The 21,660-nt window shown below is 72.1% G+C and carries 21 protein-coding genes; 11 read left to right on the plus strand and 10 right to left on the minus strand.

Annotated elements, in window-relative coordinates:
- Positions 1-35: 35 nt before the first annotated feature.
- On the minus strand, positions 36-956 hold the full coding sequence (locus ACFQGL_RS19675) for a hydroxymethylglutaryl-CoA lyase (RefSeq protein ID WP_377513641.1): 921 nt from the start codon (positions 954-956) through the stop codon (positions 36-38).
- 955 nt (positions 957-1,911) lie between these two features.
- Here ACFQGL_RS19675 and ACFQGL_RS19680 point away from each other — a divergent pair.
- Positions 1,912-2,691 carry a hypothetical protein gene (locus ACFQGL_RS19680; protein WP_377513642.1) on the plus strand — a complete coding sequence of 260 codons (780 nt, stop codon included), beginning with the start codon at positions 1,912-1,914 and terminating at the stop codon, positions 2,689-2,691.
- An 87-nt stretch (positions 2,692-2,778) separates the two neighbouring features.
- Here the strand turns inward: ACFQGL_RS19680 and ACFQGL_RS19685 are convergent, their stop codons facing one another.
- The 4 genes from ACFQGL_RS19685 to ACFQGL_RS19700 all read right to left on the minus strand — a co-directional run bounded on the left by ACFQGL_RS19685 (position 2,779) and on the right by ACFQGL_RS19700 (position 9,568).
- Positions 2,779-4,116, minus strand: coding sequence for an acetyl-CoA carboxylase biotin carboxylase subunit (locus ACFQGL_RS19685; RefSeq protein WP_377513643.1), 1,338 nt, complete (start codon positions 4,114-4,116; stop codon positions 2,779-2,781).
- 72 nt (positions 4,117-4,188) lie between these two features.
- A complete protein-coding gene (locus ACFQGL_RS19690) occupies positions 4,189-4,788 on the minus strand; it encodes a TetR/AcrR family transcriptional regulator (RefSeq protein ID WP_377513644.1) in 600 nt (199 codons plus the stop codon).
- A gap of 83 nt (positions 4,789-4,871) precedes the next feature.
- Positions 4,872-7,778, minus strand: coding sequence for a hypothetical protein (locus tag ACFQGL_RS19695; protein ID WP_377513645.1), 2,907 nt, complete (start codon positions 7,776-7,778; stop codon positions 4,872-4,874).
- 2 nt (positions 7,779-7,780) lie between these two features.
- Complete coding sequence (locus tag ACFQGL_RS19700) at positions 7,781-9,568, minus strand: HSP90 family protein (RefSeq protein ID WP_377513646.1); 1,788 nt, start codon at positions 9,566-9,568, stop codon at positions 7,781-7,783.
- 118 nt (positions 9,569-9,686) lie between these two features.
- Between ACFQGL_RS19700 and ACFQGL_RS19705 the strand changes: the two genes are divergently transcribed.
- Positions 9,687-10,955 (plus strand): MFS transporter, encoded by a 1,269-nt coding sequence (locus tag ACFQGL_RS19705; protein WP_377513647.1) that lies wholly within the window; start codon positions 9,687-9,689, stop codon positions 10,953-10,955.
- Here ACFQGL_RS19705 and ACFQGL_RS19710 read toward each other — a convergent pair.
- Both ACFQGL_RS19710 and ACFQGL_RS19715 read right to left on the minus strand, forming a co-directional pair.
- Positions 10,846-11,127, minus strand: a complete 282-nt coding sequence (locus ACFQGL_RS19710; protein WP_377513648.1) for a VanZ family protein — start codon at positions 11,125-11,127, stop codon at positions 10,846-10,848. The genes ACFQGL_RS19705 and ACFQGL_RS19710 overlap by 110 nt on opposite strands.
- Entirely contained in the window at positions 11,051-12,208 is a 1,158-nt protein-coding gene (locus ACFQGL_RS19715) for an FAD-dependent oxidoreductase (RefSeq protein ID WP_377513649.1), read from the minus strand. Before ACFQGL_RS19715 ends, ACFQGL_RS19710 begins: the two co-directional genes overlap by 77 nt.
- Before the next feature lie 107 nt (positions 12,209-12,315).
- Between ACFQGL_RS19715 and ACFQGL_RS19720 the strand changes: the two genes are divergently transcribed.
- The 3 genes from ACFQGL_RS19720 to ACFQGL_RS19730 all read left to right on the plus strand — a co-directional run bounded on the left by ACFQGL_RS19720 (position 12,316) and on the right by ACFQGL_RS19730 (position 14,696).
- Complete coding sequence (locus tag ACFQGL_RS19720) at positions 12,316-12,903, plus strand: TetR/AcrR family transcriptional regulator (protein ID WP_377513650.1); 588 nt, start codon at positions 12,316-12,318, stop codon at positions 12,901-12,903.
- A 75-nt stretch (positions 12,904-12,978) separates the two neighbouring features.
- Positions 12,979-13,518, plus strand: a complete 540-nt coding sequence (locus tag ACFQGL_RS19725) for a SigE family RNA polymerase sigma factor (RefSeq protein WP_377513651.1) — start codon at positions 12,979-12,981, stop codon at positions 13,516-13,518.
- Positions 13,515-14,696 carry a hypothetical protein gene (locus ACFQGL_RS19730; RefSeq protein WP_377513652.1) on the plus strand — a complete coding sequence of 394 codons (1,182 nt, stop codon included), beginning with the start codon at positions 13,515-13,517 and terminating at the stop codon, positions 14,694-14,696. Before ACFQGL_RS19725 ends, ACFQGL_RS19730 begins: the two co-directional genes overlap by 4 nt.
- Positions 14,697-14,742: 46 nt before the next feature.
- Here ACFQGL_RS19730 and ACFQGL_RS19735 read toward each other — a convergent pair whose 3' ends face one another.
- The 3 genes from ACFQGL_RS19735 to ACFQGL_RS19745 form a co-directional block, all read right to left on the minus strand.
- A complete protein-coding gene (locus tag ACFQGL_RS19735; protein ID WP_377513653.1) occupies positions 14,743-15,645 on the minus strand; it encodes a sulfurtransferase in 903 nt (300 codons plus the stop codon).
- Between the two features lie 106 nt (positions 15,646-15,751).
- Complete coding sequence (locus ACFQGL_RS19740; RefSeq protein ID WP_377513654.1) at positions 15,752-16,519, minus strand: SGNH/GDSL hydrolase family protein; 768 nt, start codon at positions 16,517-16,519, stop codon at positions 15,752-15,754.
- A 119-nt stretch (positions 16,520-16,638) separates the two neighbouring features.
- A complete protein-coding gene (locus tag ACFQGL_RS19745) occupies positions 16,639-16,986 on the minus strand; it encodes a hypothetical protein (protein WP_377513655.1) in 348 nt (115 codons plus the stop codon).
- 145 nt (positions 16,987-17,131) lie between these two features.
- Between ACFQGL_RS19745 and ACFQGL_RS19750 the strand changes: the two genes are divergently transcribed.
- The 6 genes from ACFQGL_RS19750 to ACFQGL_RS19775 all read left to right on the plus strand — a co-directional run bounded on the left by ACFQGL_RS19750 (position 17,132) and on the right by ACFQGL_RS19775 (position 21,620).
- A complete protein-coding gene (locus tag ACFQGL_RS19750; protein WP_377513656.1) occupies positions 17,132-17,935 on the plus strand; it encodes a helix-turn-helix domain-containing protein in 804 nt (267 codons plus the stop codon).
- Positions 17,926-18,111, plus strand: a complete 186-nt coding sequence (locus ACFQGL_RS19755) for a DUF397 domain-containing protein (protein WP_377513657.1) — start codon at positions 17,926-17,928, stop codon at positions 18,109-18,111. The genes ACFQGL_RS19750 and ACFQGL_RS19755 overlap by 10 nt, the downstream gene beginning before the upstream one ends.
- 92 nt (positions 18,112-18,203) lie before the next feature.
- Positions 18,204-19,973, plus strand: a complete 1,770-nt coding sequence (locus ACFQGL_RS19760) for a proline--tRNA ligase (protein ID WP_377513658.1) — start codon at positions 18,204-18,206, stop codon at positions 19,971-19,973.
- Between the two features lie 58 nt (positions 19,974-20,031).
- Positions 20,032-20,457 (plus strand): CBS domain-containing protein, encoded by a 426-nt coding sequence (locus ACFQGL_RS19765; RefSeq protein WP_377513659.1) that lies wholly within the window; start codon positions 20,032-20,034, stop codon positions 20,455-20,457.
- Between the two features lie 72 nt (positions 20,458-20,529).
- The gene (locus tag ACFQGL_RS19770; protein WP_377513660.1) at positions 20,530-20,958 is read left to right on the plus strand and encodes a SufE family protein; all 429 of its coding nucleotides are present in this window, start codon (positions 20,530-20,532) and stop codon (positions 20,956-20,958) included.
- A gap of 20 nt (positions 20,959-20,978) precedes the next feature.
- The gene (locus ACFQGL_RS19775) at positions 20,979-21,620 is read left to right on the plus strand and encodes a DsbA family oxidoreductase (RefSeq protein ID WP_377513661.1); all 642 of its coding nucleotides are present in this window, start codon (positions 20,979-20,981) and stop codon (positions 21,618-21,620) included.
- The last annotated feature ends 40 nt before the right edge of the window (positions 21,621-21,660 follow it).

The following is a 21,660-nucleotide window of genomic DNA, read 5'->3' on the forward strand; positions in this document are numbered from 1 at the left end:
GCATCGTGCCGGCCCCTCCCCGCGTTCCGGACCGATCAGCTCGGCATCGGCGTCAACCGGGTGCGAGGGCCTGCGCGCAGCACGCCGGACGGAAGCTTCTTGCCCAGCAGATGCTCGGCCAACTCGGCCGCCTCGATCAGGGCCGCCAGGTCGATGCCGGTGTCGATGCCCATGTCGTGCAGCATGTGCACGGCCTCCTCGGTGGCCAGGTTGCCGCTCGCCCCCGGCGCGTACGGGCAGCCGCCCAGACCGCCGACGCTGGCGTCGAACTCGGTCACCCCCAGCTCCAGCGCGGTCAGCAGGTTGGCCAGCGCGGTACCCCTGGTGTTGTGGAAGTGCAGCAGCACCGGCACGTGCGCGTTGCGGTCGCGTACCGCCGTCAGCAGCTCTCGGACCCGACGTGGGGTGCCCATGCCGGTGGTGTCGCCGAACGCCACCCGGTCCGCGCCGTCGCGGACCACCCGGTCCACGATCCCGGCCACCCGCTTCGGGTCGACGTCCCCCTCGTACGGGCAGCCGAAGCTGGTCGCGACGATCACCTCGACCCGCGCGGACGCGCCGTGCAGCAGGTCGATCAACTCGGCGATGTCGTCCAACGACTCGTCGGTGGAGCGGTTGACGTTGCGCCGGTTGTGCGTGTCGCTGGCGGACACCACCACCTCGATCTCGGTGAACCCGGCGGCGAGCGCCCGCTGGGCACCCCGGGTGTTCGGCACCAGCGCCGAGTAGCGCACCCCGTCGGCCCGCACCGCCCGTCGCCACACCTCGTCGGCGTCGGCCATCTGCGGGATCGCCTTCGGGTGCACGAACGACACCGCCTCGATCCGGCGTACGCCGGTGGCGGAGAGCGCGTCGAGCAGCCGCACCTTCGCGTCGGTCGGGATCGGCTCCTCGTTCTGCAGCCCGTCGCGCGGCCCGACCTCACGGATCGACACGGAATCTGGCAGGTCCGCCATGGGTGGTCACCTCACTGTCTGCTCTGCTGCGGGCAACGGTAGCGGCACCCGCCTCGCTAGCCGGTGGCGCGAAGTGTAGGACGGACAACGTGTGCGCCAGACCTGTATCGAGTTGGCCCGTCCGGCCAGGCTCCGGCCACCTCTTCGGCGGATGAATCGGGCCGGAAGGTTCCGTTCAACCTCGGCGCGATGGAACCACGGACACCAGGGTGGCTACGTTGGTGCCGGCGCGACGACGGGGCCGACCCTCGGTTCGACCCCATCGTCAGTACGCCTCCGGTGGTCAGCGCTGCGACGGTCCTTCCAAGAGCTCCGCAGCGCATCGGAGTGCGGTCGAGAGGGCGCCGGCGCATGCGGCGGCGTCCTCCCGACCCACGACCAGGGCCATCACCACGGCGCCATCGGTGCCCAGGGATGCCCTTCGCAGCATTCGGACCGTACGCAGGCCCGCGCTAAGCCACCGTTCGCCATTGCCGTTCATCTCTCTTCCTCCCGGTAATCGGTCCGCAATAGCGACGGGATTGACAGTCGGTGGAAGTTCCACGGCTGTCCCACCGATCGACAACCAATCCAGGTGTTTCCCGTCCGCTACGACAACGACCCGATCCGATGAGCATGACGATCTTGTGACCGGGTTGCCGTCGGGCTACCCGGCCAACACGGGAGGCGGCGGCAATGTGGCCACGACCCAGCCAAAGTTGGTCTGTCGCAAGGCCGAACGCCGGTTGACCGGCGGTCCAACCCGGCCAGGCACCCGGCCAGAATCTGACTGGTGACACAGCCGCAAATACACCGATGCTTGATCAGAGGCGGTACAAATACTGGTCCGTGTCATGTGAGCTCTTGGAAGGACCCACATGATGAACCAATTGAGGGGACCGACATGACCACCGAAGCCGATGTGCCGTTCCCAGCAGAGGAGCGCACCCGAAGACACCACCTGATACCGCGATCGGTGCTCGAAGCGAAGTACCTACAGCGCTGGAAGGACCCCGCCGTGTCGGCGTACGCCCTGGCGGTCCGCGACGTCGTGGAGAACTGCCCCGAGATCGGGCCGATCGACCCCTGGCAGAAGCTGGCCGACCGGATCTGCCTGCCCCGTTCCGATCGTGACCGGGCCAGTGCCCGTAAGAAGCTGTCCCGTCTGCGCAAGAAGCTGTCCCGACACTTCACCGCCGAGAGCAAGGGCCCGCCCTGGCAGACCGTGGTGCTCGTGGTCGAGCACGCCCTGCCAGCGGAGTTGCGGCAGCAGAAGCTGGCCGAATTCGCCAGGTTGTACGAGTTCGCCCGGGGCGAGAAACCGCCGACCGGGGACCGCGACGAGCGGGCCGAGGATGCGGTCGAGCCACGGAGCGGCCCGGACACCGAGCGGAAACTGCTCCAGCGGATTGCCGAGTTGGAACGGAAGCTGCTGGCCAGCAGGGTGGAGGTCAGCCAGTTGCGGGCCGACCAGGCGGCTCAGTCGCTCGGCCTCAGCCCAGCACCGGACGACCTGCCCCGACAACGCGCGCCGTTGAGCGGCCCGCCGGCCGGCACTCCGAACACCAGACACTTCCCGCCGGCCCAGGCCAGAGGCGGCGGTTCCGCGGAGAGTCACTACCGGCAGCCGCGGCTGGACATGGCCTCCATCGGACTACCCGGCCAGAGCCGGGGCGAGCGTTATTGGGTCGTGCAGCTCAGGCACGGTCGTCAGCCGGAAGGTGGCGCACCGAGCAACCTGCGTAGCAACCTCTGACGGTCGGTGGCCGACAGGCGGCCGGCGCGGCCGACGGGATTCAGCCCGCGTGGCCGTGCCGGCCGCCTGTGCACTCGACCAGGTGGGTCAGCGCATCCGACCGACGATGCCGGTGTCGTAGGAGCCGGAGAGGAACTCGTCGTTCTCCAACAGCTCGACGAAGAAGGGCAGGTTGTTCTTGGGACCCGCGATCTGGAACGCGGCCACCGCCGTCCGGGCCCGCTCGATCGCCTGCTCGCGAGTGTCGCCGCTGACGATCAACTTGGCCATCAGGCTGTCGTAGAACGGGGTGACCGTGTTGCCCTCGGTGTAGCCGGAGTCCACCCGGACGCCGTCGCCGGTGGGCTCCACCCAGGTCTTGATCACGCCCGGGCCGGGCAGGAAACGCTTCGGGTCCTCGGCGTTGATCCGCAGCTCGATGGCGTGGCCACGCGGGGCCAGCGCGGCCGGGTCGAAGGTCGGGGCCAGCCCGGACGCCACCCGCAACTGCTCCTCGACCAGATCGACGCCGTAGACGTACTCGGTGACCGGGTGCTCGACCTGGAGCCGCGTGTTCATCTCCAGGAAGAAGAACTCACCGGAGGCCGGGTCGAACAGGCACTCCACCGTGCCCGCGTTGCGATAGCCGACCGCCTCGCCAGCGCGTACCGCCGCGGCCAGGAGACGCTCGCGCAGCTCGGGCGACACCGCCGGCGACGGCGACTCCTCGACCAGCTTCTGGTTGCGTCGCTGCACCGAGCACTCCCGCTCGCCGAGCGCCACCACCCGGCCGTCGGCCAGGCCGAGGATCTGCACCTCGACGTGGCGTACCCGGGGGAAGTAGCGCTCGATCAGCACCGAGCCGTCGCCGAACATCCGCTCGGCGAACGCGCGCACCTTGTCGTACTCGATGCGCAGCCCGGCCTCGTCGGTGGCCACGCCCATGCCCATGCCACCGCCACCGGCGGCGGCCTTGACCATCACCGGATAACCGATCTCGGCGGCGGCGGCCACCGCCGCGTCCAGGTCGGCGGCCGGATCGGTGGTGCCGGGCGCGACCGGCACGCCGGCCGCCGCCATCAGGTTCCGGGCATTGATCTTGTCGCCCATCGCGGTGATCGCGTCCGCGCCGGGGCCGACCCAGATCAGGCCGCTCGCCTCGACGGTACGGGCGAAGTCGGCGTTCTCCGACAGAAACCCGTACCCGGGGTGGATGGCCTGCGCGCCGGTCGACTTCGCGGCGGCCAGGATCGCCTCGGTGTTGCGGTAACTCTGCGTCGGGTTGGGCGGGCCGATGAGCACCGCCTCGTCCGCCTCGGCGACGAACGGCAGGTGGGCGTCGGCCTCGGAGTACACCGCAATCGCGCGGATGCCGAGCCGCTTGGCGGTCCGGATGATCCGGCGGGCGATCTCGCCCCGATTGGCGACGAGCAGCGACTCGATCATGTTTCCTCCCGGCGTCCGGATGTTGGGACGATGGTTAGGGAATCATGACCGGCGGGCTTTTGACGAGCCGGCTCAGGCGAGCAACGCGGCCAGGGTCGCGCCACGGAGCAGTTCGGCACGGCGGCGACGGTCCACCTCGCCACCGAGGAACGGGGTCGAGTTCATCAGACCGAACGCGGCGTGCGCGAGCACCCGCGCCTCGCCGTCCGGCATGCCCGGGTGCAGTGCGGTGAGCACGGTCACCCACTCCTCGACATAGAGCCGCTGCAGGCGGCGGATCCGCCGACGCGGCTCATCCGGCAGGCGGTCCAACTCGTGCAGGTGCAGCGCGATCACCGCAGGGTTGGCCAGCGCGAACTCGACGTGGAAGTCGATCAGTGACTCCAGTACGCCACGCGGATCGTCCGGCTGGCCGGCGGAACGCTCCCGCCCGCCGGCCAACAGGCCCTCGCTGACCGGGATCAGCGCGGCGGCCAGCATCGCCTCCTTGCCGGCGAAGTGGTGGTAGAGCGCCGGACCGGTGACCCCCGCGGCAGCACCGATGTCGTCCATCGACACGCCGTGGTAGCCGCGAGCGGCGAACAGGCCGACCGCGATCTCCAGGATCTCGTCCTTGCGGGACCGGCGCCGACCCGCGCCCGCCGCCCCCCGTGCCTGCTGGTCCACTGTCACCGGGCAAGCGTAGACCGCCAACTCGCCGTGGTGGAGCGGTGGTTACCGGTCGGTTGCACAGGTGGCCGCGTCGGCCGACGCGCTCAGTCGTCCGGGTCGAGATCGTGCTCCGTCCGCAGTGCGGCGGCCTCCGCGGGCCGATCCAGCAGATCCAGTGCGCGTGCCAACAACCAGGCCGTCTGGCGGACCGGCCGCGAGTCGGCCGGTAGCCCACCGAGCACCCGGCGCAGCAGCGGCTCCGCCTCGGCCGGCCGCTCCAGGCGAAGCAGCAGCTCACCGGCGAGGATCTCCACCTGCGCGGCCTCACCGAACGCCTCGATCGACCGCAACCGGTCGGGTACGCCGGCGAGCCGATCCATCGCCTCGTCCGGTCGGCCCTCCCCGACGAGCACCCGCGCGCCGACCTCGGCCGCCATCGCCAGCTCGTACGTCACCGGCGGCGACTGCTCCTGCTGCCCGGCCAGCGCCGCCGCCAGCCCGTCCACCTGCTCGACGGCGTGCAGAGCCGCCGGCCGGTCGTCGGACCAGAACCAGGCGTACGCCTCCCGCCGTCGGGCCCGCAGCTCGTCGAGTGGCAGGTCGGCGAGCCGGTACGCGGTCGCAGCCGCCGCGAACCGCTCGCCGGCCACCGCGTCCCGGTCGGCGTCGTAGAGGATCCCGCCGGCCTCCTCCAGCACCTGCGCCCGGTGTGGGAGGTTGTCCGGTCCGTCCAGATTGCTGGCCAACTGCTCCAGCAGCGCGAGCGCCGGGTCGATCTCGCCGAGCGCGGCGTAGACGCCGGCCAGCAGGTGGCGACAGCGGTCCGCCTCGGCCTGTGCGCCGAGCCGGTCCAGCCCGAGGACCGCCTCCTCAGCGACCTCGGCCGCCTCGGCGAGCCGGCCCACCACCCGGTACGCGTTCGCCAACTCCCAACGCAGGAAGGCGTCCCCCTCGGCGCCCCGCTCCACGCAGAGCGTCACCGCCTCGACGAAGTCGTCCACCGCCTCGGCGGAACGCCCAGCGGCGAGCAGCGCCCGGGCCCGGGCGACCCGGACCGGCAACTCCCCGTCGACCGGTGCCACCAGCAACGCCTCGTCGCAGGCGGCCACCGCGTCGGCCGGCTCGTCCACCATGCCGGCGTACGCCAGGCAGGCCGCCGTGACCAGCTCACCGACGCCCAGCTCACGGCCCAGCCGGCGGGCCTCGTCGGCCGCTGCGAGCGCCTCGTCGACGCGGTCCAACTGCCCCAGCAGGTGTGCCCGGTGCAGCGCGATCCGGGTCGCCAGGTAGCGGTCACCGCCGGCGTCGGCCGGCACCCGGTCGAGCGCGTCGAGCGCGTCCGCCCAGCGTTCCCGGTGCAGCAGCGCCAGCGCCACCCGGTCGTGCCCGGCGGCCCGCTGTCGGGCGTCGCCGAGCCGATCCAGCACGTCGGCGGCCTCCCGGACCAGCGACAGCCCCTCCTCGGTCTCCTCGTCGGCCCGGGTCAGCAGCACGCCGAGCCGCCCGGCGACCACCTGGGCGGGCAGTTCGTCAGCCGCCTTCCGGTACAGGTCCAGGGCGGCCCGGTTCAGCTCGACCGCGCCCTCGAAATCGCCCTCCTCGCCGCGCTCGGCAGCACGCAGCGTCAGCCGCTGCGCGACCGTACGCTCTGGCAGCTCGTCGGCACCGAACCGGTCGTCGAAGGCCACCAGCGCCGCGCGGAACGTGGCGAGGTCGTGCCGGCTCCAGCTCTCCTCGGCGAGTTCCAGCAGTTCGTCCGGCTCCGCGTTGGCCGGCAGGTTCACCGTGGGCTGGTCGCCGACGCCCGCCCGGGCCCGGCCACCCCGGTCGACGGCGGCCGGCGCCGCCCCCTGGTCGAGCGGGATGGTCGGCTCGTCCCCGGTCGGGCGGGCCGGACGACGGCGGACGCTCGCGGAGAGCGGCAGATGCTCGCCGGTCGGCCGCACGGCGATCCGCCGGGCGATCCACTCCGACTGGTTGCTGGTGCCGTTGCGGGTGTCGAAGCGCGCGGCCAGCTCGGTCGCGGTCGCGGCCAACTCGTCGGCCAGCGCGGCTGTCGACACCTCACCGGCCGGCCGGCCCTCGGCGGCGCGGCGGTACACGGTCGACGCGCCGACCCGCTCGGCCTGGCGCAGTGCGGCGGCGGCCCCCGCCGCGAAGTGCATGGCGGCGGCCGGGGACGGCGGCCGGTCCAGCCAGTCCAGGTGCCGCTCGACCAGCTCCATCGCCCGCGCCTCGTTGCCGGTCAGCGTGCAGAACTCGATGTGGTCGCCGATGTCCCACAGGTCGGCGAGGTTGCCGCGCAGCCGGCGGTACGCCTCGCGGTGCGCGTCCCGCGCCGCCTCACCCCGGCCGGTGCGCAGGTATGGCAACAGCAGCGCGGTGAGGATGGCCTGCGGCTGCTCGGTGCAGGTGAGCCGGCCGGCGAGCACCGGCTCGGCGAGCGCCACCGCCTCGGCGTCCCGCCCGGTGTCGGCGAGGTAGCCCACCTGGCTGGTCGGGTCGCAGCCGGCGCAGTCGGAGAGGTCGTCGCGTGGGGTGGTCTGCCAGAGCCGGTACCAGTGCGCGGCGGCCTCGGCGTCGCCCACGTGGTCGGCGACCCGGAAGCGGTGCTTGTGCACCGTCTGCAGGCTGTGCCCGCCGGCCCGGTAGCGCCGCTCCATGTCGTCCAGCACCGCGTACGTGCGGTCCAGTGGCACCTCCGGGAACTTCAGCAGACCGGACACCATGTACTTGAAGTGCCAGAGCAGCTGGTGCAGGTGGCGCTGGTGGTAGGGCTGCGGGTCGCGGTCGAACTCGGACAGGCACCAGGAGAACGTCACGAAGGACTTCGCCGGTTCGCCGCCGTAGATGTAGCCGGTGGTGGCCTGCATCCGCGTGACGAAGGCGAGGTGCCGGTCGTCCGCGGTGTCCACCCGGCGCAGCAACTGCTCCAGCGCGGCGATCTGCCCCGCCCCGTACGGCATGTCGGCGATGCCACGCAGCACCCGCCACAGATCCTCGTCGCCCATGCTCACTCCCGTCCCGGCACGGCCCGGCCGAGCAGGCCGAGGAAGGAATCGTTCAGCAGCGCGGCGTCGGCCGCGCGGATCGGATGGTGGCCGAGTAGCAGCGCCTGCCCGTACAGCGCCTCGATGGCGAGCCCGACCAGCTCCGGGTCGGCCAGCATGGTGACCCGGCGGACCAGGGGGTTGCGGTGGTTCAGCACCAGCTGCGGACGGTCCGGCGGGGCGGTGGCGGCGAGCGCGTCGAGCACACCACCCCACAGCTCGTCGGCCCGGTCCCGGCTGGCCGCGAGCTGGTCGTTGAAGGCCGCCGACCGGCTGACCAGATAGAGCGCGGGCAGCGAGACCGGGTCGTACGCCCGGATGACCACCTCGCAGCCTGATCGCTCGACGGCCCGCTGCGCGGCGTTGAGGAACGGCCGCAGCGCCAGCTCCACCTGCGGGTCGAGGGCGTCGAAGCGGGTGGTGAGGTCGCTCGGCTCCAGCCGCTCGATGAGCACCGAGCGGTCCACCGCCGGCAGCCGCTCGATCAGCTCGGTGTCGTAGGTGTAGCCGGCGTTGACCACGGCCAGGTCCTGCGCGGCGGCCACGGCGGCGAGCTGGCGGAACTCGTCGAGGCTCGCCGCGTAGCGGAGCACCCCGTACCGCTCACGGAACTCGGCGAGGGTGAGGGTGCCCACGTTGGTGTCCATCGGCCACCACCGGTCGACCAGCCGGAGCATCTCGTCGTCGTGCAGCGCGAGGGCCTTCACGCCGAGGTGGTGCACCTGGAGAAACTCGGCCAGCCGGTGCGGGTCGTGCCGGGCCAGCCGGACCAGCCAACCGCGTACCTGGTCGCCGAGCGCTTCCCGGGTGGCGGTGAGCAGGGTGTCCTCGTAGAGGGCCTCCCGGCTGGCGGTCGGGCGCAGTTCGGTGGCGTCCACCACGCAGTGCGCGAAGAACGCCCAGTCCGGCAGCAGCCCGTCGGCGTGCTCGGTGAGCAGCATCCGCTTGAGGTAGACGCGGTGCCCGGCGCGGGCGGCCGGATTCACCGGGGTGGGCAGGATGAAGGCGACCCCGGTCACCCCGGCCTCGGGCACCGCCAGCGGCAGTACGTCGAACGGGTCGACGCCGAGCGTCTCCCGGGCGTACCGGATCAGCGCCGCGCGGTCCAGCGGCGCCTCCGGCGTGGTCGGCCAGGGCGGCTCGCCGGTGGTGGTGGTCACGTCGCCGACCCGGACGGTGACCGGCAGCAGCGAGCCGAAGAGGCGGGCCAGGTCGGTGACGGTCGGCGTGCTGAACCACTGGTCGGCGTCGCGGCGGGGCACCAGCGTGACGGTGGTGCCCGGCTCGGCGCGGGCGGCCTCCGGCGGTGCCACCGTCACGGCGTAGCGGCCGTCGGCGTACCCGGTCCAGCGGACCGTGGGCTGGTCGCCGTGCCGGGTGAGCACCTGGATCTCGTCCGCCACCAGGAAGCAGGAGAGCAGGCCGATACCGAACTGGCCGAGGAACTCGTGCCGGGAGAAGCCCAGCTCGTCCCGCTTGGAGCTACGGCCGATGGTGGCCAGCAGCTCGTGCACCTGCGCCTCGGTCAACCCGATGCCGGTGTCGTGCACCCGCAGTGTGCCGTCCCCTGTGCTGTCCGGTGGCTCGATGCGGACCAGCGCCGGCGCGTCCGGCTCGTTCGCGCGCCGCGCGGTTATCGCGTCCACCGCGTTCTGCAACAGCTCGCGGACGTAGACCCGCGGGCTGCCGTAGAGGTGATGACTGAGTAGGTCGACCACTCCACGGAGGTCGACCTGGAAGGTGTGGTCCACGCCTGAGTGCTCCCCGGTCCGATACCGGCGCTCACCGTACCGATGATCACTGCCCGGCGCGGTCCCCTTATGCGGCCGACTTGACCCTCGACCCGGTCGAACCCGCACTGTCGGCGGCATGAGCTCCTCCGCACTCGGCCGGGACTTCCGGCTGCTCTGGTCCGCCGCCGTCTCCTCCCGGTTCGGCGATGCCCTGCGTACACCGGCGTTGGCGCTGTTGGCCGCGACGGTGACCCGCGACCCCCGGGTCATCGCGGCGGTCACCGTGGCCGGGCAGTTGCCGCCGCTGCTCTTCGGCCTGCTCGGCGGCGTGTACGCGGACCGCTGGGACCGCCGTCGGACGATGGCCCTGGTGGACGGGTTGCGCGCCGGCGTGGTGGCGGCGCTGGCCGTGGCGATCGCCCTCGACCGGGCCGGAGTGTTGACGCTGCTGGTGGCCGCGTTCCTGCTCGCCGCACTGGGCACGCTCTTCGACTCCGCCTCGTTCGCGCTGCTCCCCGCGTTGGTGCCACCTGCCGCGTTGCCCCGGGCGAACGGCCGCCTCCAGGTGGGCACCGCGGTGGCTGGAGGTTTCCTCGGCGCTCCCGCCGCCGGCGTCCTCTTCGCCGTCACCCCCGCCCTGCCGTTCACGCTCGACGCGCTCACCTTCGCCGCAGCCGCGCTGCTCGTGCTGGCCCTCACCCCGTCACCCGCGCCGCCCACCGGATCGGGGGCGCCGCGGCGACCGGTGTGGGGCGAGATCGTCGAGGGGCTGCGGTGGCTGCGCGGTCACCAGACTCTGTGGAGGGTGACCCTGCTCGCCGCCGCGAGCAACCTGGCGATCAGCGGTCTGCTGGCGGTGCTGGTGCTCTACGCGCTGGACGTCCTGCGGGTGCCTCCGGCCGGGTACGGGCTGTTCGCCGCGAGCGCCATCCTGGGCGGCATCGCCGGGGCACTCGGGGCGGGGCGGCTCGCCGCCCGGCTCGGCACGGTGTCCGCGCTGCGCGTCGTGCTCGCCGTGCAGACCGTCGCGCTGGCCGGGTTCACGGTGTCCCGGCACCCGGTGCCGGGTGGGCTGGCGTTGGCCGTCTTCGCCGCCGGGACGGTGGTGTGGAACAGCCTGTCCGCGTCGTACGGGCAGCAGCACGTGCCGGCCGGGCTGCTCGGGCGGGTGGGTGCCGGCCAACGGATGGTCGGGCTGCTCACCGCACCGGTCGGCGCGGTGCTCGCCGGGCTGATCGGCGCGGCGTACGGGACGGTGCCGGTGGCGGTGGCCGCCGCGGGCACGTTCGCGCTGGTCACGCTGGCGGCGTGGCGGACACTGCGACCGGCCGCTCCGGTGCCGCCGACCGCCGCGCCCACCAGCGGCGGGACAGCAGACCGGCCAGCGCCGCACCCGTCGCGTTGAGCAGCACGTCGTCCACGGAGGAGATCCGACCGAGGTCCAGCGCGTACTGGAGGGTCTCGACGAGCAGTGAGCCAGACCTGACCCATCGGCGCAGCCTAGCTGGGCTGCCGTTCGCGGTGGGACAGCCCGGAGAGGCGCAGCGCGATCTGTCGCCGGGCCGGCGGTACGGCACCGAGCAGCCGGAGCAGCACGTCGCGGAACGGCCGCCGGGCCGGGGAGAGCGTGGCGAGCCGGGTCAGCCCGGCGGCGAAGCTCATCACGTCCTCGGCCATCGGGCGCTGCCGGGCGCTGTAGTCGTCGAGCAGCGTCTCCGGGCCGCCGGCGAACACGTCGGCCAGGCTGGTGCCGAGGGCCACCGCATCGCAGATGCCGAGGTTCATTCCCTGCCCACCGGCGGGACTGTGCACGTGCCCGGAGTCGCCGGCCAGCAGCACCGGCCCGGAGCGGAAGGTGTCGGCGATCCGGTGGTGCACCCGGAACCGGGAGCCCCACAGCACCTCGGTCAGCCGGTCGGGTCGCCGCTCCGGGCCCCGCTCGTCGAGCAGTGCCTGGAGGTAGGCCAGGTCCGGTTCGGCGGGGGCCGTCGGCACGGCGGCGACCAGCCGGACCACCCCGTCCGGTAGCGGTGCCCAGATCAGTGGTCCGGAGCGGGCGAGGAAGAGCGCCGCCTCGTCCCGGGGCAGCGCGCTGCGCACCCGGACGTCGGCGAGCACGAAGGACTCCTCCTCGCTCGGGCCGGTGAAGCCGATGCCGGCCAACTGCCGGACCGTGCTGTGCAGGCCGTCCGCGCCGACGATGAACCGGGCCCGCAGCGGGGCCCCGTCGAGCTGCGCGACCACCCCGTCAACGCTCCGGCTCAGACCGGTCAGCCGGCACGACCGTCGTACCTGCACACCGAGGTCGGCCAACCGCTCGGTGAGCACCGCCTCGGTGACCGACTGGGAGACCATCAGCGCGTAGGGGAACGGGGATGGTAGCTGGTGGAACGGCACCGCCAGCAGCACGCGATCGCGGTCGCGCACGGTGAAGCGCGGCGCCCGCACGCCCTGGGCGACCAGCGGCGCCGCAGCGCCGATCCGGTCCAACACCTCCAGGGTGTACGCGTGCACGACCGCCGCGCGGGACGTCTCCGGTGGGCGGGCCAACTGGTCCACCACGGTCACCTCGACCCCGCGTCGGGCCAGCGTCAGCGCGGTGGCGAGGCCGGTGGGACCGGCCCCCACCACCAGAACGTCGGTACTCGTGGGCAGCATGGCCACCTCCGGAACGACTTATGCCAACGAGTGTTGGCAAACAATTGTTGGCAACGCTAGGCCCGACTACGTTGTGTGTCAACACCTGTTGGCATACGGTCGTTGACATGACAGCGCCGGCCCAGCCGACCCACCCCCGCCGCTCGGACGCCACCCGCGCGGCGATCCTGCGCGCCGCCCGCGAACGGTTCGCCGCCGACGGCTACGAGCGCGCCACGATCCGGGCGATCGCCGCCGACGCCCAGATCGACCCGTCGATGGTGATGCGCTACTACGGCAGCAAGGAGGGGTTGTTCGCGGCGGCGGCCGAGTTCGACCTCCGACTGCCCGACCTGACCAAGGTGCCGCCCTCGCGACTCGGCGAAACGCTGATCCGGCACTTCCTCGCCCGGTGGGAGGGCGACGAGACGCTCGTCGCGCTGCTGCGGGCCGCCAGCACCAACCCGGGCGCGGGCGAGCGGATGCGGGGCATCTTCGCCGATCAACTCACCGGAGCCGTGGCCATCTTCGGCACCGACCCGGCAACCACCGGCCGACGGGCCGGCCTGGTGGCCAGTCAGGTCCTCGGCCTGGCCTTCACCCGCTACATCGTCCGGCTGCCGCCGATGGCGGACGCGGACCCGGAGGAACTCATCCGGTGGATCGCGCCGACCCTCCAGCGCTACCTGACCGGATCACCCGACGAGGCCGCCTGAGACCTGGCCCAACCTTTTACCCCTTGCCATGCGTCTGCCAGGTGACGTGGAAAGTGACGGCTGGGAGGGGGGCGGATGGGACCGACGGCGACCGACGGACGCGACGGTTACGTCGCCTTCGTGGAAAACCACCAGCACCGGCTGCTGCGCGCGGCCTACCTGATCTGCGGCAACCGGCACCAGGCCGAGGATCTCCTCCAGGACGCGCTGCTCAAGTTGGCCCTGCGCTGGACCTCGGTCCGTGAGGGCGACCCCGCCGCGTACGTACGGGCCATCCTCTACCGGGACGCGGTCTCGTGGTGGCGTCGCCGGCGCCGCGAGTGGCTCAGCGCCGTACCGCCGGAGCAGGTGGCGCACGACCGGGACGGCGCGCTGCGGCTGACGCTGCACGACGCGTTGGGCCTGCTGCCGCCCCGCCAACGGGCCGTGCTGGTGCTGCGCTACTACGAGGACCTGACCGAAGCGGCCACCGCCGAAGCGCTCGGGGTGACCGTCGGCACCGTGAAGAGCCAGTGCCACGCGGCGCTGCGCCGGCTCCGCGAGGTGGCCCCGGACCTCACCCCGCACCCGGCGTCTCCCGACGACCTCGCCACCGGCTTGGAGGTGAACCCGTGAACGAGCAGGACCTGCGCCGCCTACTGACCGTCAGTGTCGAGGACGTCCGGCCCAGCCACCCCGCGGTGACCGGGTGGGAGCGGGCCCGGCGTACCCGGCGTACCCGCCGCGCGGTCGGCGCGGTGGCGGTGGCCGTGCTGCTGGTCGGCGGCGGCACGGTGGCCGCCCTACGACCGCCCGCCGACCAGCCGCCGGACGGGCCGGTCGCGCCGACCGTCGCGCCCAGCCCCGCCCCGCCGGTGGTACGGGTCCCCGCCGAGCTGACCTACCCGCCCGACCCCCTGAACCGGCTCGGCGCACCGGCGACCGTGTCGCTCTCCGCCCGGCCGGTCCAGCGGGCACTGGCCCTGTTCCAGCCGTTGGACCAGGAGCTCCGCACGGACGGCCCGGTCCGGGTGCTCGGCGACGACGGCGTGGTCCGTGCCCTGGACGTGGTGACCCTGACACCCACCCGGGACGAGGGCGGCAACCAGGCGCCCGCCGTCAAGCCGGGCGTGCTGTCGCCGGACGGCCGGTCGGCCGCGTTCCCACAGACCAACGAGCTGATCCTGGTCGACCTCACCACGGCAGGCGTACGCCGGATCCCGCTCGCCGGCTTCCTGGAGCTGGTGGTCTGGGCGAACGACCGGGTGCTGGTCGGCGCGGACGCCAAGACGTACGCGGTCGACCTCGCCTCCGGTGCGGCGAGTGAAGTCGAGGTCTCGCCCTGGGATCTGGTCGCGCCGGACCCGGCGGCCGGCCGTGAGGCGGCGCTGGTCGAGGTGGGCGGCGAGCGGGACGGCCTGTTCGTCCGCAGCCGGACCGCCCGCGAGGGAACGCTCCGCTCCGAAGAGCCGGTCACCAGTGCCCTGCTGCCGGCGCCCTACCGGATCAACGAGTTCTACGGCCGGGGTTGGCTGCACGGCGCACGGCTGGTCCGGGCGGCGTGGATCACCAGCGACGAGATCGACGGCGCCGAGGGGGTGGCCGAGTTGGACGCCCGCACCGGGGCGGTGGCCCACGTGCTGGACCTGGGCCGGGACCGGTGGAAGGGCTGCTGCGAAGTGCTCGGCTGGGACACCCGGGGGGCCGTGCTGCTGCGCGTACAACCGGGCGGTGTGCTGCGCTGGCACCCGGAGACGGGGGAGATCACCGGCGTGGTCCGCGAGCTGAACGGGGTGGTGGCGCTGGCCGGCTGAGCCGTCCCCGCGCGACTCCCGGTCGCGCGGGGACGAGCCCGGCTCGTCAGGCGGCGAGGCCGCCGGGCTGGTCGCCCTTCACCACGGGGGCCCGGACCAGGTTGCCCCACTCGGTCCACGAGCCGTCGTAGTTGCGCACCTGCGGGTAGCCCAGCAGGTACCGCAGCACGAACCAGGTGTGGCTGGACCGCTCACCGATCCGGCAGTACGCGATCACGTCGTCGTCCGGGCTGAGCCCGAGCTGGTCGGCGTAGATCGCGCGCAGCTCGTCGAACCCCTTGAACGTGCCGTCGTCGTTGGCGGCGGACTTCCACGGCTTGCTGACCGCGCCGGGGATGTGCCCGCCGCGCATCGCGCCCTCCTGCGGGTAGTCCGGCATGTGCAGCATCTCGCCGGTGTACTCACCCGGAGACCGGACGTCGACCAGCGGCCGACCAGCGGCGATGTGCGCCATCACCTGCTCGCGGTAGGCCCGCAGGGGTGCGTCGTCACGCAACGGCACCGGGTAGTCGGCGCGCGGGCGGGTCGTCTTGTCGCGGGTCACCTCGCGGCCCTCGGCGATCCACTTCTGCCGGCCGCCGTCGAGCAGCCGCACGTCGGCGTGGCCGAAGAGCGAGAAGACCCAGAGGGCGTACGCGGCCCACCAGTTGAAGTTGTCGCCGTAGAAGACGACGGTGTCGCCCCGGCCGATGCCCTTCGCGGCACACAGCTCGGCGAAGCTCTCCGCGTCGAGGTAGTCCCGGGTCACCTGGTCGTTGAGTTCCAGGTGCCAGTCGACCTTGACGGCACCCGGGATGTGACCGGATTCGTAGAGCAGCACATCCTCGTCGGACTCGATCACCACGAGGCCCTCGTCGCCCAGGTGCTCGGCCAACCACTCGGTGGTGACCAGCCGCTGCGGGTCGGCGTACGACTGAAGACGGGGATCAGGATCGTTCGGCACAGACATGATCCCCAAGTTACGCCGCAACGCTGCCCGCCGACCCACCATCGGCGATCGGATACCGCGGATGCGACGCAGCGCACGTGACCGTGCCGCAGTGGGTGAGCACCCGTCAGTCGACGATCGGTCCGAGCAGCGGACGCTTCGCGGTGACCGTGTCGCCGGACGACCGGCCGGTCAGCCGGCGCTTGATCCACGGGGCCAGGTGCTGCCCGGCCCAGCGCAGGTCGGCCGCGCGGGCGGCGAGCCACGGCGAGGGTGCCGGGTGCGGCGGAACCAGCAGCCATTCCTCGTCGCAGCCCACGCCGAGCGCGGTGAGCACCTGCCCGGCGACCCGCCGGTGCCCGGCCGGCGAGAGGTGCAGCCGGTCGGTGCTCCAGAGCATCGGGTTGAGGAACGTGTCGTCGGCGTACAGGTCGACCATGATCGCGCCGTGCCGCTCCGCGGTCTCGCCGACCGCCTGGTTGAGCAGCTCCACCCGAGGGGCGACGAGCCGCTGACCGGGCAGCCGGGCCATCACGTCCGCGAACCGGAAGAGCAGCACGTCCGCGCCGCCCGAACGCAGTTGCCGGACCACCTCGTCGAAGCGGGCGACCAGAGTGTCCGGGTCGAAGGTGCGGCGCAGCACGTCGTTGCCGCCGGCCGCGAAGCTGATCAGGTCGGGCTTCATCGCCACCGCGGCGGGCACCTGCTCGGCGACCACGCCGGGGAAGAGCCGGCCCCGGATGGCCAGGTTGGCGTAGCGGAAGTCCGGTCCCGCCTCGGCGGCGAGCCGGGTCGCCACCAGGTCCGCCCATCCCCGGAAGGTGCCGTCCGGGTACGCGTCGTCCATACCCTCGGTGAAGCTGTCCCCGACCGCGACAAAACTGCGCCAGCGCACCCGCGCCCCCCTCACGCCATTCGTTGCCTGCGGCGACAAGTCTTTCACCGGACGGCGCTGCCCGGTCACCGGTGGGGTGTGGGGCACGCCACCCGACCACGGCATCCGCGCGATGCCGGTCATCGGTCCGGATCGACGATCGGTCGGCGGTGTGGCCCCCAGGCGACGAACCGCTCGAACAGCTCGCGCGGCGTCGGGCCGTCGTACGGGTTCAGCCGGAACAAATCGTGCGTCGCCTCGTGGTAGAGCCCGGAGAGGTAGATGGCCAGTTCGACGTAGTGGTTCTCGTACTCGGCCTTGAGCAGTAGCCGCGCGTCCGCGCAGGGCCACGGCAGCCCGCAGGCCCGGCACAACCACAGCGGACGGATCGGCAGGTGCGGCCGGTGGCCCGGTGGGTACGGCCGAGGCCGGTCGGCGTACGGGCCGAGCCGAGGTACCGGCAGCTCACCGGACAGGCGTTTGTGCATCTCGACCTCCTTCAGGCGTACGTGACACTCTGCTGAAGGACGAACTACTGTCGGAAGGCATCGACGGCGGTACGGGCGAGGTCGGGTCGGTGCGCGGCGATCGTCCGGAGCGGCCGGGGAAACGCGGAGGGACTGTGGAGGACATGTGGAAGGTGAACCGACCACGGAACTGATCCGGGCACAGCTGCGTCGACTGCGGCTGAGGGCCGAGCTGAGTCAGGAGGAATTCGGGAAGCTCGTCCACTTCTCCGGCTCGCAGGTGTCCGCTGTGGAGCTGGGTCAGCGCCCACTCGACCGGTTCTTCCTCAAGCGGGCGGACGAGGTGCTGGGCACGGGCGGGCTGCTGATGTCGCTGCTGAAGCTGGCCGAACGCGACGGGCAACCGAGCTGGCTCCGTCCCTGGCTGGAAGCCGAACGCCAGGCCCAGCAGATGCGGTGTTACCAGCCGACCCTCATTCCAGGGTTGCTCCAGACGGAAAACTACGCGCGGGCAGTGATCCGGAGTGACAACACGATCAACGACGATGAGGTCGAGAAGCGCCTCGCGGTCCGGATGGATCGGCAGACGATCCTTTGCCAGGCAGACCCACCCGTGTACGTCGCGGTCGTCGAGGAAACCGTTCTGCGCCGTTCGGACGAGAGCGTCCAAGCGCTCATGGCTGAACAGGTGACGCGCCTTGTCGAGTGTGCGGAGCGCCCGCACATCAGCATCCACATCATCCCGACCGACATCCCCATGCACGTCGGACTGGTGGGTCCGTTCGCTCTGGCGCGAAGTGGCGACGGTGGCTGGGTTGGCCATCTGGAGACTCAGCTCGGCGGCGTGGTGGTCGACCGGGACCAGGATGTCGCTATCCTGCTCGCCAGGTGGGAGAGCGTCCGCAGTCAAGCACTGCCTCACCGGCAGTCGGTCGAGCTGTTGAAGGAAGTGATGACGTCATGGAGCTGATCGGCGCTACCTGGCGCAAGTCCACCCGCAGCGGCACGCAGGGCGACTGCGTGGAGGTGGCCGACAACCTCGTCGGCGTCGTCGGTGTGCGGGACAGCAAGGATCCGTCCGGCCCGGTGCTCACCTTCGATCCGCAGTCCTGGCGAGCCTTCGTCACCTCTGCCAGACGACGCTGACTCCGCCGCACCGGAGCTGATCCATCCGGGAACCGCGACGCACCGGACGAATTGGTTCGCCCATCCGGCCGGAACGGTCCTACGCTGCGCCCATGCTGCTACGCATGTCGACCCTGTTGCTGCGGACCCTGCGCGAGGACCCGGCCGACGCGGAGGTGCCGAGCCACCGGCTCCTGCTGCGTGCCGGCTACATCCGTCGCGCCGCACCGGGCGGCTACACCTGGCTGCCGCTGGGCAAGCTGGTACTGGACCGGATCACCGAGGTGGTACGCGCCGAACTGATCGCCATCGGTGACCAGGAGGTGCACTTCCCGGCGCTGCTGCCGGCCGAGCCGTACCGGACCAGCGGCCGGTGGGCGGAGTACGGCGACGACATCTTCACCCTCGCCGACCGGCGTGGTGCCGAGCACCTGTTGGCGCCGACTCACGAGGAGATGGCGGCGCTGCTGGTCAAGGACCTGTTCACCTCGTACCGGGACTTTCCGGTGACGCTGTTCCAGGTGCAGACGAAGTTCCGCGACGAGGCCCGGCCCCGGGCCGGTCTGCTGCGTGGCCGGGAGTTCCTGATGAAGGACGCGTACTCCTTCGACCTGGACGACGCGGGGCTGCGGGACGCCTACGCGCGGCACCGGGCGGCGTACCGGCGGATCTTCGATCGGCTGGGCCTGGACTACACGGTGGTGCACGCGATGTCGGGCGCGATGGGCGGCACGGCGTCGGAGGAGTTCCTGGCCGCCACTCCGGTCGGTGAGGACACCTTCGTCGGCTGCACGGCCTGCGACTACGCGGCGAACACCGAGGCGGTCACCACCCGGGCGCCGGCCGCCGTCGACGCGGCGACGCAGCCGGCCGTCGAGGTGTACGACACCCCGGACACCCCGACGATCGCCAGCCTGGTGGCGTTGGCCAACGCGCGTCGGCTGGGCGGTCGGGACGGCTGGACCGCCGCCGACACGTTGAAGAACGTGGTGCTGAGCGTCCGCCAACCGGGCGCGGATCGGGCCGAACTGCTGGTGGTCGGGCTGCCGGGTGACCGGGAGGTCGACCTCAAGCGGGTCGGCGCCGCGCTGCACCCGGCCCAGGTGGCCGTCTTCGAGGCGTGGGACGACCACCCCGAACTGGTACGCGGCTACATCGGGCCGCAGCTGCTCGACAAGCTGGCCATCCGCTACCTGGTCGATCCGCGGGTGGTGCCCGGCTCGGCCTGGTTGACCGGGGCGAACGAGCCGGGCCGGCACGCCACCGATGTGGTCTGCGGGCGGGATTTCACGCCGGACGGCACGATCGAGGCCGCCGAGGTGCGCGCCGGTGACCCCTGCCCCACCTGCGACGGTGGTGAGCTGACCATCCGGCGGGGCATCGAGATCGGGCACATCTTCCAGCTCGGTCGCCGGTTCACCGACGCGTTCGCCGTCGACGTGCTCGGCCCGGCGGGCAAGCCGGTCCGGCCGACCATGGGCTGCTACGGCATCGGGGTGTCCCGGGCGGTGGCGGCGGTAGCCGAGCAGCACCACGACGACCGGGGGTTGAGCTGGCCGGCGGCGATCGCGCCGTGCGACGTACACCTGGTGGTGGCGGGCAAGGGCCCGCAGCTCGACGCGGCGCTGGAGCTCGGCGGCCAGCTCGCCGCGGCCGGCCTGCGGGTGCTGGTCGACGACCGCACGCACGTCTCGGCCGGGGTCAAGTTCACCGACGCCGAGCTGATCGGCATCCCGCGCGCCGTCGTGGTCGGCCGCCGACTCGCCGACGGGTACGTCGAGCTGCGCGATCGGGCCGGCGACGGGCGCACCGAACTGCCGCTGGCCGGTCTGGTGGAACGCTTGGTCGACGAGGTACGCCAGGAACGTGGAAACCTGGTGTAGCCACCGCGTCACGGGGTACCGCAGTTCGATCGGGTGGAAACGTATTCGGAGGGCTCTCATGACCGGTTACCGGGTCAGCGACGTGATGACCAAGCAGGTGGTCTACCTGCCGGCGGAGACCACCCTGGACGAAGCCGCCAAGGTCATGAAGGAGGCGGACATCGGCGACGTCGTGGTCACCGACGGCGCGAGCCTCGCTGGGATGCTCACCGACCGGGACATCGTGGTCCGGGCGGTGGCCGAGAACAGCTCACCCGCGGCCACCACCATCGGCTCGATCGTCACCCGCGAGGTCGTCATGATCGAGCAGCACTGCACGGCCAGCGAAGCGGCCACGCTGATGCGGGACCGGGGCATCCGCCGGGTGCTGGTCTGCGACTCCGACCGCAAGCTGGTCGGCATCGTGTCGCTCGGTGACCTGGCCATGCAGCTCGACCCGACGAGCGCCCTCAGCGAGATCAGCGAGCAGTCCCCGACCACGTGACCCGCACCACGCCTCCGTCGCACACCGCCCGGTGCGGCGGAGGCCGTGCGGCGACGGCGGTAGCCTCGTCGCATGGCTGATATGCCGGCCCGACTGGCCGAGATCGTCGACGAGTTCGCCGCCGCGCCGCGCGACCTGGTGCTGGAGATGCTGCTCGAATACGCCGACGTCATTCCGTCGCTCCCGGTCGATGCCGCCGAGCGCGAGGGCATGGAGCAGGTCCCGGAGTGCCAGACGGCATTCTTCCTGCGGGCCCGGGTGACCCCGGAGCGCACCGTGGAGACGCTCTTCGACTGCCCACCGGAGGCGCCGACCACCCGGGCGTTCGCCGGCATCCTCGCCGAGGGGCTGGCCGACGCGAGCGCCGAGGAGGTGCTGGCCGTGCCGGACGACCTCTACCAGCGGATGGGCCTGGCGCAGGCGATCAGCCCGCTGCGGGTGCGCGGCGGCACCGCGATCCTGGGCCGGCTCAAGCGTCAGGTCCGGGAACAACTCGCCTGACCGAAGAGTTGCCACCGATCATGGAGATCGAGATCTACGCGGACGTCGTCTGCCCATGGTGCTACATCGGCAAGCGACGGCTGGAGCAGGCCCTCGCCACGTACGACGGTGACGTGACCGTCCGCTACCGACCGTTCCAGCTCGACCCGTCACCGGTGCCGGAGCCCCGCCCACTGCTGGAGGCGATGGCTGGCAGGTTCGGTGGCCTGGACCGGGCTCGGCAGATGTTCGCCCACGTGACCGAGGTCGCGGCGGGTTCCGGGGTCCGGCTGGACTTCGACCGGGCGGTCATCTCGAACACCTTCGACGCGCACCGACTGGTCGCCTATGCCAACGAGCACGGCCGGGCGGGCGAGATGGTGGAGGCGCTCTACCAGGCGCACTTCACCCAGGGCGTCAACCTCGGCTCCCGGGAGGCCCTGGCCACGGTGGCCGGCGGGATCGGCCTGGACGCCGCCGACGTCCGCCGCTTCCTCGACTCCGACGAGCAGACCGCCGAGATCGCCGCCGAGCTGGCCACCGCCCACGAGTTGGGCATCACCAGCGTGCCGACCTTCATCCTGGCCGGCAAGTACGCGGTCTCCGGCGCGCAGGAGGTGGAGACGCTGCTGGCCGCGCTGACCGAGGTCGAGCAGCGCGAGGCGGCGGCACACTCCCGCTGAGCGGGCCGCACCACGCCACGACGCAGCCGATCAAGGCACC

It is taken from the genome of Micromonospora vulcania, from assembly GCF_042658605.1.
Taxonomy (GTDB): Bacteria; Actinomycetota; Actinomycetes; order Mycobacteriales; family Micromonosporaceae; genus Micromonospora; species Micromonospora vulcania.